9 protein-coding genes are annotated in these 13,908 nt (G+C 41.7%); 8 read left to right on the forward strand and 1 reads right to left on the reverse strand.

Annotation, left to right across the window (positions count from 1 at the left end; translation table 11 throughout):
- The first annotated feature begins 1 nt into the window (after window position 1).
- The 3 genes from CLV99_RS02650 to aspA all read left to right on the forward strand — a co-directional run bounded on the left by CLV99_RS02650 (window position 2) and on the right by aspA (window position 4,791).
- Window positions 2-1,381, forward strand: a complete 1,380-nt coding sequence (locus CLV99_RS02650) for a hypothetical protein (RefSeq protein WP_133582937.1) — start codon at window positions 2-4, stop codon at window positions 1,379-1,381.
- Window positions 1,371-2,936 (forward strand): SLC5 family protein, encoded by a 1,566-nt coding sequence (locus CLV99_RS02655; protein ID WP_133582938.1) that lies wholly within the window; start codon window positions 1,371-1,373, stop codon window positions 2,934-2,936. The genes CLV99_RS02650 and CLV99_RS02655 overlap by 11 nt, the downstream gene beginning before the upstream one ends.
- Before the next feature lie 445 nt (window positions 2,937-3,381).
- Entirely contained in the window at window positions 3,382-4,791 is a 1,410-nt protein-coding gene (gene aspA, locus CLV99_RS02660; protein ID WP_133582939.1) for an aspartate ammonia-lyase, read from the forward strand.
- Window positions 4,792-4,881: 90 nt separating this feature from the next.
- Here the strand turns inward: aspA and CLV99_RS02665 are convergent, their stop codons facing one another.
- Window positions 4,882-5,520, reverse strand: a complete 639-nt coding sequence (locus tag CLV99_RS02665; protein ID WP_133582940.1) for a hypothetical protein — start codon at window positions 5,518-5,520, stop codon at window positions 4,882-4,884.
- Between the two features lie 310 nt (window positions 5,521-5,830).
- Between CLV99_RS02665 and CLV99_RS02670 the strand changes: the two genes are divergently transcribed.
- The 5 genes from CLV99_RS02670 to CLV99_RS02690 all read left to right on the forward strand — a co-directional run bounded on the left by CLV99_RS02670 (window position 5,831) and on the right by CLV99_RS02690 (window position 13,888).
- The gene (locus tag CLV99_RS02670; protein ID WP_133582941.1) at window positions 5,831-7,099 is read left to right on the forward strand and encodes a hypothetical protein; all 1,269 of its coding nucleotides are present in this window, start codon (window positions 5,831-5,833) and stop codon (window positions 7,097-7,099) included.
- Window positions 7,100-7,179: 80 nt separating this feature from the next.
- Window positions 7,180-7,749: an RNA polymerase sigma factor gene (locus CLV99_RS02675; protein ID WP_133582942.1), complete on the forward strand. Its 570-nt coding sequence runs from the start codon at window positions 7,180-7,182 to the stop codon at window positions 7,747-7,749.
- 75 nt (window positions 7,750-7,824) lie between these two features.
- Window positions 7,825-8,976, forward strand: a complete 1,152-nt coding sequence (locus tag CLV99_RS02680) for a FecR family protein (RefSeq protein ID WP_133582943.1) — start codon at window positions 7,825-7,827, stop codon at window positions 8,974-8,976.
- 26 nt (window positions 8,977-9,002) lie between these two features.
- Entirely contained in the window at window positions 9,003-12,503 is a 3,501-nt protein-coding gene (locus tag CLV99_RS02685) for a SusC/RagA family TonB-linked outer membrane protein (RefSeq protein ID WP_133582944.1), read from the forward strand.
- Between the two features lie 11 nt (window positions 12,504-12,514).
- Complete coding sequence (locus CLV99_RS02690; RefSeq protein WP_133582945.1) at window positions 12,515-13,888, forward strand: RagB/SusD family nutrient uptake outer membrane protein; 1,374 nt, start codon at window positions 12,515-12,517, stop codon at window positions 13,886-13,888.
- The last annotated feature ends 20 nt before the right edge of the window (window positions 13,889-13,908 follow it).

Below are 13,908 nucleotides of genomic sequence, written 5' to 3' on the forward strand. Positions count from 1 at the left end.
GATGGAAGCAAAGAACGCATTAAAGGATGTAAACAGTAATTTTGGTGCCCAGTTTGGCTTGGCAGTACGGGATATAACACCACCTATTGGTATCTATTCACGCAATTGGGGCGCTTCTCCCTTTGATCAAGCCTTAGGGATCCATCAACCGCTATTGATGCACTGCCTGTGTACAGTCAGTGGTGATAGCCGTACCGTTCTGTTGACAGCTGATCTTGGGTGGTGGAAAAATGCCGAGGACGAACGGAAGATCAGAAGTTCGCTGTTGAACTATTTTCAGCTGGAAGAAAGTCAATTGGTCTTTGCGCTGTCGCATACCCACGCAGGCCCCAGTATCTGCTCGACGGATGTAAACATGCCCGGAGGCGAATTGATTCCGGCTTATCTTGAATTTATACAGGAGAAAGCAATTGAATGTATTGAAGAGGGCTTTAGTAAACTCTTTGAGGGGGATATGAACTGGAGCTATGGGGTTTGCGATTTGGCATGCAATCGGGATCTGTTGGTCGATAGTGATTATTTAATTGGCTTCAACCCACTTGGAATACCCGATAATACGTTGTTGGTGGGGCAGATTAGGGACGATAAAGGAGAATTGCGAGCGGTCATTTGTAATTATGCTTGTCATCCTACTAGTTTTGCCCATGAGAATGATCTTATTTCGCCGGATTATGTCGGTGAAATGCGCAATACGGTGGAGCGCGAAATTGGAGTGCCCTGTTTGTTTATACAAGGGGCATCAGGTGATTTGGCCCCCAAGAAGCAGTATGTAAAGGAACCTGCTTATGTAGAAGCAAATGGTAGACAGCTGGGGTATGCTGTGTTATCGACGTTGGCACAGGTTGGAACTGCAGATCGGAATTGGGAGTTTGAGAAAGCGTTGGTTTCTGGGGCACCTTTGGCCTGTTGGAAGGAGAAAGAAGTTTCTCTGAACAGGAATTTGAAACCACGGTTGATTCATGTCGAAGTACCTTACAAGGTGTTGCCCAGCCTAGAATCTATACTTGAAGAATATGAGGCCTGTACAGATCGGGTATTGAAAGATCGCTTATGGCGTAAATATAACACGCGCAAGAGCATTGGCGAAAAGCAAAAGGCGTCGATACCGGTGTGGTTATGGAAATTGGGAAATGCTATTGTCGTAGCACAGGCGAATGAGGCTTATTCCTTGTTTCAGAAAGCGGTGCGGGAAGCATTTCCGAATCATTGCATCGCTTTTATCAATATAGCAAATGGTTATGTAGGATACCTTGCGACAGCAGATTTGTATGATAAGGATATCTATGCGGTGTGGCAGAGCCCATATGCGAAAGGAAGCTTGGAGATACTGATTGAAGAAACGAAGATTGGAATTACAAAACTTTTGAAAGATGAAGCTTGATTGGATTGATATTGTCATTTTCGCAGTTTATATTGTCGGTATCGTAGCATTGGGGCTCTACGCCTCAAGGAAAGGTTCTGATTCGAAAAGAGACTATTTTCTTGCTGGCGATAAATTGCCTTGGTGGATGATAGGGGGAAGTATTATTGCTGCGAATATCAGTAGTCATCATTTGGTAGGCGCAATGGGAGCAGCTTATGACAGAGGTTTTGTTGCGATAACACTGGAATGGGGAGCAATTCTGATCGGTTTTAACGCGTTGCTTTGGATATTTTTGCCGTTTTATATACGTAATGGCTTTTATACTGTACCCGAATACCTAGAGAAGCGGTACGGAGGTGCTACGAGGGTCTTGTATGCGATATTGATATTGTTTACCTACGTATTCGTAGAGATAGGTGCAGTACTTTATCTTGGCGGTCTCTCGCTACATGCTTTATTTGGTATACCTATACTATATAGTATTTTTGGAATGGCTATCCTGACAGGAGTATATACGGTATTGGGCGGGTTGAAGGCTGTAATATGGACAGAGATGGTTCAACTGGTTATTCTGGTATTGGGCGGTGTGATATTGACCTTTGCAACGATCAATGCAGCCGGTGGATTTGAAGCTGTTACGGAGTCTACTAAGGATTGGAAGATGTTCTATCCAGCAAGTGATCCCGACTTTCCCTGGACAATGTATTTGGGCGGTTTGCTGTGTATATCGGTGTTTTATTGCGCGACCAATCAATTTATCGTACAGCGTGTATTGGCCGCAAAAAATGAATGGCATGGTCGGATGGGGGTGATCTTTGGTGACTATCTAAAGTTTTTGGTTCCGTTGATTATAACGATACCTGCATTGGTGGCACCTAGGTTTTTACCAAAATTAGATCAGCCGGATTTGATTTTTGCTACTTTGGTGGAGACTCTGCTGCCTAAAGGATTAATTGGTCTAGTGATGGCCGGGCTGATATCGGCGATCATGTCGCATATCTCCGGAGCTATCAATTCTTGTACGACTATATTGACGGTAGATGTGTACAGTCAATATATCAATAAAAATGCAACTGATGAACAAGCTGTGCGCTTTGGTAAGCGATCTGGCGTGGCGATCATTATATTGGGGATTCTAAGTGCTGTGACCTTGATAAGCTATTCGGATAAACCTGTTTTTCTGTATCTGATGAATCTGTATGGCTTATTTACACCGGGGATAGCTACCATGTTTTTAATGGGTGTATTCTGGAAAAGGACAACTTCACAGGGAGCATTGGCCGCAGGTCTGCTGACTATACCTTTGTCATTGGCTTTAGAATATGCGCTGCCGGAAATGCCTTTCTTTAATAGAACGGGGATTGTATTCTGGAGCTGTATGATCGTGTGTGCTGTCGTGAGTCTCCTGACTCCGGCTGTCAATGCAGATCGCTTACAGAACCTGGTGTTGACAAAAGATATGTATAAGATACCAAGCGAGGAAAGAAAACTGTATCGCGGTATGCGTAACCCTACTATCTGGTGGTTACTAATTACTGTAATGGTGCTGTATTTTTATGTGCGCTTTTTTTAAGATTTCATTTTAATAGGGATCAGTGGTGTGATTCTGAATGTACCTTTCGATAAGGTCAAAATGTGTGTAAGTGGTGTTAAAAGGTTCCGGAATTTCGGAACCTTTTTTATATGCTCTATAAAAGGGGAGAAGTTTTTGTCCTTTATGATTGCTGGTTGAAAGGGAGAATTGTTTTCAATTGATTTGGAAAAATAACGTTTCGTTATGAGGGAAGTTTTGTTAAATTTGGCAGAAATCGGTTATTAATGCTTAAAGTCCGTCCTAAATGCCTCTATTCTTGCCCTGGACATTCCAAATGGAGTGGTTTTTATGGTATTGGAAGTAGTTTTCCTTAATGCTTTTTCGTCTGTAGGGGATGAGAGTCTATAGAAATGAAGGTAAGAATAGCACCATAGGTTTAAGGTATTAACGGATTGAAGGAATCAACTTAAACAAAAATAAAGAAATGACGACTTTTAGAATCGAACACGATTTCTTGGGTGAGAAAGAAATCAGTAATGACTGCTATTATGGCGTGCAGACGATGCGTGCCAAGGAGAATTTTGATATTACTGGAATATCTATCGGTAGTGAACCTTTGTTTATTAAAGCTTTTGGTCATGTGAAAAAAGCAGCAGCTTTGGCTAATAGGGATTTGGGAGTGTTGGACGTAAAGAAGGCGGAAGCAATTGCTTATGCCTGTGACCGTCTGATCGCAGGTGAATTTGCGGATCAATTTGTGAGTGACCTTATCCAAGGTGGGGCGGGAACGTCGACCAATATGAATGCGAATGAGGTGATCGCTAATCTGGGCTTAGAATATTTAGGACATGTTAAAGGCGAATATCAGTACCTGCACCCTAATAATGATGTCAATCTATCACAAAGTACGAATGATGCCTATCCGTCGGCGTTCCGGATTGCACTTTATCTTAAGGCCGCTTCTTTTTTAGCCGCTTTGGAAGAGTTGCAGGTTGCATTTTATAATAAAGGCAAGGAGTTTGACGGGGTTTTGAAAATGGGGCGTACGCAATTGCAGGATGCTGTACCGATGACATTAGGTGAGGAATTTAACGCATTCGCAACGGCGTTGGCCAAGGATGTGGCACATATAAAAGTAGCAGCTCAATCTTTGACCGAAGTGAATATGGGAGCTACCGCTATCGGTACTGGGGTGAATGCACCAGAAGGTTATGCAGAGCTGTGTGTTAAATATTTGGCAGATATTAGCCAAGTCCCTGTGACACTTGCTGCGGATCTAATCGAAGCAACATATGATACTAGTGCTTTGGTACAGATGAGCGGCGCACTGAAGCAGAATGCTTTAAAATTGAGTAAAATATGCAATGACTTGCGTTTGTTGAGCAGTGGTCCAAGATGTGGTATCAGTGAAATCAATCTACCAGCAATGCAACCGGGGTCGTCTATTATGCCTGGAAAAGTAAATCCAGTTATTCCGGAATTGATGAATCAGACCTGTTTCTACGTTATAGGGGCCGATGTAACGGTAACTATGGCAGCGGAGGCTGGACAACTGCAGCTTAATGTAATGGAACCTGTAATGGGGATGGCATTATTTACTTCGTTACAGTATTTAACCAAAGCCTGCAATACGCTCAAAGAAAAGTGCGTGGTAGGAATTACGGCTAATGCGGAACGGAGTAAGAAAATGGTTATGCAGAGTATAGGAATTGTCACGCAGTTGAATCCGATCTTGGGCTATGAGGAATGTTCTTCAATTGCAAAAGAGGCCCTTGCGACAGGCAAATCTATTTATGAGATTGTCGTTGTCGAGCGGCAGTTGATAAGTCAAATGAAATGGGATGAAGTCTATTCTATCGACAATCTGATCCATCCAAAGTTTATTGCTCAATAAGATAATAGAATATATATAAAAGCCTGCATTATGTATTTAGTGCAGGCTTTTTTTGTTGATTCGAGATGTGATGGTTGTTGAATATTCCGTTTACTCAATTCCCCGCATCTGATTTATTTTTTGAGCCAGTTGGGCATTGTAGTGTGCAAAGTCCGCATATTTATCCGTTTTGCTCAATTGAGGTATAATATCGGCAAGTTGGTTCATCTGTTCAAAATACTCCGCTTCCAGCGTTTTGAATGCCGTGTCATCTTTCAGCTCCTTTGCTTTTGTCATTTTGTCAACAAGAAGTTCGAGCTGATCTAGGTAGGCATTTGCTTTTTCGTGGTCTAGTTTAGGACGGCTTATTTCTTTGTTTGTGTTGTCCTTGTTACCGCTGATTTGTTGTTTTTCCTTTACTTTGCTGCCATTTTCTGTCCATTTGGTAATGACGAAAGAGAATACCAGAAACAAGGGAAGAACGATCAATATGACTGCTGGGCGACCTCCATTGTTTTTAAACTTGGCATACGCAGCGTAAAGAAGTGCAGCTCCTAAAATAAGGAGTCCAATGGCTAAACCTATATTGCCCAAGAACTCGTACACAGGGAGTAGTATTCTAGGGATGCGATAGGAGGACTGTTCGCTAAAGTATGAGAAACCTAGGGCGACGAACATGGATCCGATAAAACCCATTGCAAAGGATTTAACTTTTTCAGCGGCGGTCTTTACATTGCTTTCTGTAGTCATTTTTTGTAGTTGCTTTTAGTTGATAATGTTGATAAAACAATTCAAAGGTATGGATAGTATAATAACGGGGCTATAGATGTTTACAAATCGCTATGTGCTATTTATGATTCGCAAGGGACTAAAGTTGTCTGTTAAGAATATATTTCTCCCTGTTTTGAAAACCACATTCTGAAAGATGTCGCTCTATTGCTGATTAAACCTTATTGAGCATTTGTTTATTCTAAAAAAGTAGAATATTTTATCAAAAGATTAGGGAAAACCCTAAATATTTGCTAGCTTACCAGTGCATACCATTATAGAAAATTAGGTTTTGAAGGCAAATGAACATTTGTTTGGTGATGCCCGTTTGTTTAACGAGGTCGCCAGTGTTGGTTCCTATGAGTTTCATGGAGCTGGGAAAGCGTTATATCTGTCACCAAGCGATAATATACTTTATGTCAATAAAAGTGTAAGAGGAGGTAGCGGATCTGGTGCTGATTGGGCAAATGCTGTCACCGAATTGGCAGATGCGTTGCGATGGGCTTTCGAAAATCGGGAGAAGGGAATTTGGACGAAGGATAATCCGCTGCAGATATGGGTGGCGATGGGGGTATACCAACCGCTGTACACTCCGGAACAGGGAAAGGATTTTACTGATGCACCTGAAGATCTGCGGGACCGTGCTTTCTTGCTGGTGAAGGATGTGCAACTGTTTGGTGGATTTCCTACTTCGGGCAACCCGGGCATGGAAGATCGGATATTAAAACCAAAGGGGGGAAGCGGAAGTGTTTTAAGCGGTGATTATGAGGGAGATGATTCTGGTGCCCGGCAAGGGAGGTATTTGAAGCTTACAAATCGGACAGGTAATGCTTTTCATGTTGTTATGACGGCAGGTGATATGGGAGAGAAGTCTCTTCTAGATGGTTTTACGATCAGTGGAGGAGGGAGTGAGAGCAAAGGAACTTTTATACGGATCAATAGTGAATCGTTTTCTAGGTCTTGTGGTGGTGGAGTCTATAATGTGTTGACTGATGGATCTGTCACCTTTCGGAACCTAGAAATTGTTGATAATATGGCATCTTCGTCTTCATCATACGCTTATGGCGGTGGTGTTTATAATGAAAATAAAGGAACTGGGACGATCAGTTGGATCAATAATACGGTAAAAAATAATACGGTCTCTTGTTCATCGTTGGCTGCTGCTACATTTGGTGGTGGGGTATATAACCGGAATTCAAACGGATCAACGATGCTATGGAAGGACAATGTAATTGAGAATAATATAGCTGTCTCTACTTCGTTGGCGTATGGAGGAGGTGTGTATAACGTGAATGAAGGATCCATGTTATGGATAGATAATATTATCGGTTTTAATACCGCTACTTCAGTTGCTATGTCCTACGGAGGAGGAATATTTAATCAGAATGGAGGAATGATGGGGTGGCATGACAATAGAATAAATGGCAATAAGATAACGCCATTCGCTGCTTCTTTCAATGCTGGTGGGGTGTATAATCGGAACTCTGCCTTTGGGACTATGGTGTGGACGCTTGGGGGAGAGGTAATTTTCGAACTAGAGGGCGAAGGTAATCCGATATAACTTTGCATTTTCTTTCTTCATTTACTAAGTTTGGCACTTGATATGCATTTCGTACTAATCAAAAGCTTATCCTTAAATAAATGAAGCCTCCTGTTATTAAAGAAGAGAATTTAGGTCAACTCATTAAAGAGGGGAATAGTTTGGCTTTTGATATGGCTTTTAAGCAATATCGGGAACTCCTCTTTAGGCATGCGTATGGTATTTTGAGGGACATGGATGAAACCGAAGATGTGGTACAGGAAGTCTATATGGATTTATGGGACAAGCGTGAATTTATTCCTGACGGTATCAATATTGCTAGTTACCTCTATCGGATGACAAGAAACCGAGTGCTGAATAAGCTAAAGCACGAGAAGGTAATCGGGAAGTATATCGATCATGCTGTTTATCAGCACCAAATCGAGATGCAGTCTTCGGATGAATGGGGACTGGAGAAGGAACTGGCATCGATCATCGAAGTCGAGATAGGTAAGTTGCCCGAACGTATGCAACAGGTTTTTCTGTTGAGCAGAAAGGATGGGCTTAGTCATAAAGAGATTGCTTCGCTATTGCAGATTACTGAAGGAACCTCAAAACTTCAGGTCTCTAAGGCTTTGAAAATTTTAAAGAATAATGTGTTGAAATCCATAGTCTTACTGATGATGGGTTAGTTTTTTTTGAAAATGTATATATCCTCGGGGTGTTGAAGTTGTCTTATCTATAATTAAGCAATTTTATCATTGACCATGATACCTGAAGAAGTACAGAAATTAATAGCCAAATATAAGGCCGGAGATATTTCAGAAAATGAACTTTCTGAATTATACAGTTGGTACAACCAGCGCGCTCGTGAGCCTATCATGATAGATGATGTTGAGATGCAAATCCGCTTGGAACGTATTGGGCGACAACTACCCAATACCGGTGGAAGGAAAGTTTCATTCTACTCTTGGTACAAGTGGGCAGCAGCAGCGGTTGCTGTAGTCGCTATTGGTATCTCGATATATCGTTACCAGACGGAAGCACAACCTGTCGAATCTAATCTTACCATTGTGGCGGATACAACTGCTTCAGCCCAATTCATTACTGCGGACAATAAATCTATTTCAATTAATAGCATAGCTGTTGGAGATACTGTGGTATCGGATGGACTGTTGTTGTACAAAACTAACGATGGTTATGTTGCATACGAATATCAGGAAGGGAAAAGTGAGACCAATCTGATGCATACGGTTCGCACACCTATCGGTACAGAGAGTAAAATCCTATTACCTGATGGTACCAGGGTGTGGTTGAATGCTGCATCTGAGCTAACATTTGCTAAGCAATTGGGCCGTTCAAACCGGACGGTTTTTCTGAAAGGAGAGGCATATTTTGATGTTACGAAGCAAATGATTGAAGGAGAGGGGTATGCTACTTTTCAGGTGCATTCGGATCAGCAGATGGTGGAGGTGCTTGGAACCAAGTTCCGGATTAAGAATTACCTAGATGAAGCGGTTGCAAGTACGAGCCTATATGAAGGATCGGTGAAATTGCAGACGATGGATGCTGCTAATCGTCTTGATAAGAGCGTATTGTTAAAACCCGGACAGCAAGGTTTATTTGATAGAACGAAGAATATTCTGGATTTTAAAAACATCAGCGAAGGAGAACCACAGACTTGGCGTGATGGGTACTTTAGCTTTCATGGAGCGACGTTGGAAGAGGTATGTCAACAATTGGCGCGATGGTATTCTGTCCGTTTTGAGATTGAAGAAGGTCTTCCTAATGGCGAGTACCATGGTGATATACCAAAGGTATATTCACTTAATGAGGTGCTGAGTATATTGATACAGGACAAGATGAAGTATCGCCTGTATAATAAAGATAATCAGATGGTTGTGAAACTAACACAATAATAAATAATTTAATCTAATCGAATTTTATGAAACAGTTTACCTTTAGGAAAAACTGGCGGTTGTGCCGTGTTCCTGCTGTAAAGCAGTTTGGAACAGCGCTCTTCTGTTTGTACTTACTACAAAGTACTCCCGGTTTTTCGTACGCACAGACCTTGAATGTGCAAGCTAAGCAAAAAAGTCTGAGCCAAATCTTTGAAACTTTAAAGAAGGACAGTGGTTATCATTTCTTCTGGGAGGGAGGTGATTTCTCCGGAACACGTGTGGATGTATCTGTAAAAGGTGATATCAATGAGGTGCTGGATGCGCTGTTTGAAGGATTGCCTCTCGATTATACCTTACATAAGAAGACTGTAATTATTAAGTCCAATACAAATAAGGGTGGGAAAACTATCCGTGCTGTACAACAGGACATAGGTGGACGTGTCATTGATGAAAAGGGAGAATCTATCGCCGGAGCTATTATTAAGTATAGTAGTTCGGGTAAGTACACTACAGTAGTTACGGATACGAAGGGACATTTTCAAATATCAACGGATAAATTCCCATTACACGTACAGATAAGCTATCTCGGATATAAACCACAGGACTATGTTGTTGAGACAGCTAATCAGCCTGTCTTGGTTCAGTTGCGTCTTGCTGAAACCCTGCTTGAGGATGTGGATATTATACATACTGGGTATCAGAGTCTCTCTAAGCTAAACACTGCTGGAGCGACAAATACGATAGACAAAGAATATATTGAACGCCGGAATAATGTCGATCTAGACCATCTTTTGGAAAATGCTGTACCGGGACTGAATAGTTACAAGACTCCTGACGGGAAATCGGATATGCGTCTGCGAGGAGGTAGTTCTTTGAGTAATGGGACAGAACCTCTGATGGTTGTCGATGGCTTTCCATCAACCATGATGCCTGATGTCAATGAGATTGAAAATATCACTGTATTGAAAGATGCAGCTGCAGCGGCAATATGGGGAGCAAAGGCTTCTAATGGTGTTATCGTGATTACGACTAAAAAGGGAAAGGCAGGTACGCAGGTTGTCCAATATTCGGGTAATTTGCGTGTGCAGATGCGTCCCGATTACTTGGCATTGCAACGGGCTACATCGGCAGATGTAATTGATTTTGAAAAAGAGCAGTATGATAAAGGTTATATCATGGCACCGATATTTGACGGTTCGTCGAGTGGGTATTCGCAGTCTATTGGAATTTTTAATGATTATGATCGTGGTGACATAGATTTGGCCGAGAGAGATAGACGTCTAGGACTATTGGCAGGAATGAACAATCAGTCTCAGATAGATAATCTGTTATTGCGTAATGCGGTCAATCAAAAACATTTCCTTTCGGTTTCGGGTGGATCGGATCGATTTGATTACTATAGTGGTGTTAACTTTGGCCATAATGTAGCTGGTACGAGAGAGACGCAGAGTAAGGATATATTGGTGACGAATCGAATGAATTATAAACTTGCTGATTTTGTGACCTTGCGAAGCAATATTGCCATGCAATACGATTGGGGGAACCAGGGCTATAGTGGACTGACGAGTGAAATCCGAAAATTGCAGCCTTACCAAATGCTACAGGATGAAAATGGAAGGCCTGTGTATAACTATTTTGGTTTTAATAAGGTCGAGAACGACCGCCTGTTAGGTTTAGGATACTTAGATAATGGGGTGAATCTGCTACGGGAAAATGAACTTGCAAATAATCGTTCTACAGGTTTTGGTATTAAGACTATCATTGGTGCAGATTGGAAGCTAATGGACGGTCTGACCTTATCTAATAATGTGGTGTATGAGCGAAAGTCTGGTGGTCAACGTAATTTGTATGACACAGAAACAAGCTTTACCCGTAGGTTGGTGAATCAGTTTACGAGTTATGATAAGGCTAAGGATGCTTACGTAAGGAATATACCTTTTGGCGATGTCTTAGATCTACAGAATTCGGCTTATAGAGAAGTGGCAACGAGAAATCAGTTGAACTATGTAAAAACGATTCAAGACAAACATTATGTCAATGCTTTGTTTGGATTTGATATTAGTAAAACAATTCGCGAAGGAAATATACAGCGTTTATTGGGATTCAATGACGATCTCTATAGTTCACTAGATGTAGACGCAAAGGTTCTCGCAACAGGTGTCTTAGATTGGGAAGGAAGAAGACAGATATATAATACTCCTTCTTACAATAAGGCAAATTATGTCGACAGTAGAAAATATTCGTATTATTCCACATTGGCTTATACGTATGATCGACGATACACCATAACGGGAAGTTATAGAACCGATTATTCAGATTTGTTTGGTGCAGAAGCTAAACTGAAAAAAAGGCCACTATGGAGTGTCGGGGGAAAATGGTTAGTGCATAATGAACCTTTCTTTAATGCAGACTTTATTTCGGAATTGAATCTTCGGGTGACCACAGGGCTTACTGGTAACTTTGACGCGGGTAATACAACCACGACTTATCTGACTGCTACTCGGTTCTTTAATACGATAGCGGATGATTATGTGGCGCGTCTGCAAACCCCGCCGAATCCGAAACTACGATGGGAAGGAACAAGAACGTTTAATACTGGTTTTGATCTTGGATTATTACACAATAGGTTTACGCTTTCGTTTGACTATTATGATAAATTTAGCTTTGACTTATTGGGAAGCCAGGAGTTGGATCCGACCGTAGGATTGACAAATGCATCGATTAATGCAGCTGAATTGTCGAATAAGGGTGTCGAGTTGGGGGTATCCGCTGGTATCATCCGGAAAAAGGATTTCAGCTGGAATACCCGTGTCAACTTTGCTTATAACAAGAGCAAGGTACTCTATAATAAGATTACCGATTCGGCACCAGAAATCAACAGGGTTAATAATACCGTGAAGTATCTCGAAGGGTACGAGCGCGAGTCGCTATGGAGTTACCGTTGGGCTGGCTTGGATGAGAAGGGGAGACCACAGACTTATAATGGAGATGGAGAGAAAGTTCGTGTTCCTGTCTTAGAGTCTTTGGAATTGAATGGTACAAGCCGTCCACGCTACAGTGGAGGCTGGAATAATGATTTTAGTTACAAAGGGTTCAATCTATCCATATTCACGGTATTCAACGCTGGTCAAAAAGCACGGATGGAGATGCCAACAATGTATGGATTTGATTGGAATAGTTCGTATAACAACAAAATAGCTGACCGTTGGAGACAGCCGGGGGACGAAAATAAAACGGACATTCCCGCGCTTGCGGATATGGAGGATTTGAGTGATACCTATACCAGAATGGCTACAAGGTCCAGTAATTCGGTTTTTGATGCTTCTTTCCTACGTGTTCGTGAGATACAGTTGGGTTATACGATTAGCGATCGTACTATATTAGGTAAGCTTCCGTTTAAAAGTATTAGAGCGGTAGCACAGCTCAATAACGTATATCTATGGAAAGCCAATAAGTCAGGAATCGATCCAGAAGCTGTATCGGGTACTCTATTGCAGTTGCCTGAACCGAAGGTGTTCACTTTTGGCTTGAACTTTACCCTTTAATTGAAAAACTGATGAAAAAAATATTTTTTGCACTATTATTAGCAGGAGCCATGAGCAGTTGTCAGGATTACCTGAATGTACAACCCAAAGGACCATTTATCCCTAAGACGATGCAGGATTATGAAGAATTATCGTCCAATCCATCCTATAAAAGTAATAGTAATGCCTATTTGGAACGCCTTTCGGACGGTATTTTTGTGCCTGATGCAAATGTGAAGTCGGGCATGAACAGTGCTTCTTCTAAAACATATATCTGGGCCGCAGAATATTATAAAAATACGGAGGCTGACGGAGCATGGAATGGGAATTATAATAATATTTATAATACAAATATTATTCTCCAAAATCTAGATGCTGTTACGGATGGCACAGTGGAGCGTAAGAATATAGTAAAGGGAAATGCGCTATGTAACCGTGCCTATGCTTATCTGAACTTGGTGTTGCTGTATGCGCCGTATTACAATGAGGCTACTGCGGCAACAGATTTGGCAGTTCCGCTGGTGACTGTACCTGATCTGGAAGCAAAGTCGAAGCGGGCTACAGTTAAAGAAGTTTACGATTTGATTCTATCCGATCTAACTGCGGCTTTGCCACTGTTGCCAGAGAAAGGACAAAATGTGTACCGTAATAGTAAAGCAACAGTAAATGGTATTCTGGCACGTGTGTATCTAAATATGGGCGACTATGAAAAGGCCGCAATCAATGCGAAGGAGGCACTGAAGTATAATACGGCACTTTTTGATTTTAATACAGTTTCATTCCAAAATCCTGATCGTCCAGCTCTGGGTTGGGCTACAAGAGAACTCCCGTACCAACATACGGAGATGTTATCTTATTATGTTACATCCTTTGGTTCTATATTAACAAATACCTATATCTCACCAGATCTGCTTCAGGTCGTTGATCCTAAGGATTTACGTTTGAAATTTGGCTGGAGCCCAAGTGACAGACAAGGAGTTCCTGTTAAAGAGCCTTATCCAATTTATATTAATACGGATTTGAACTATAACATCGCAGTACCAGAGATGATGCTGATTGTAGCAGAAAACCATGCTCGTGCTGGTCGTGTGAATGAAGCGATTTCGCAGCTGAATACCCTTCGCAAGAAGCGATTTGCGCCAGCTGATTATAAGGATCTAACCGCTGCAAATAAGGATGAAGCATTGAAGTTGGTAATCAACGAACGTCGTATCGAGTTATTTGGCAAAGGTTTACGCTGGTATGATATGAAACGTTTGGACAAGGATCCGATGTTTGCAAAAGTATACAAACGCGCTAATACGTATCAAGAGTTTAAATTGGAGAAAGGTTCTCCGAACTTCGTGAGTCAGATTCCCGCTAACGTGATGTTGCTCAATCCTGAGATCTTACCTAATCCAAGATAATATATCCAAAAGCCATGGAG

Source organism: Sphingobacterium yanglingense, assembly GCF_004363245.1.
GTDB lineage: Bacteria > Bacteroidota > Bacteroidia > Sphingobacteriales > Sphingobacteriaceae > Sphingobacterium > Sphingobacterium yanglingense.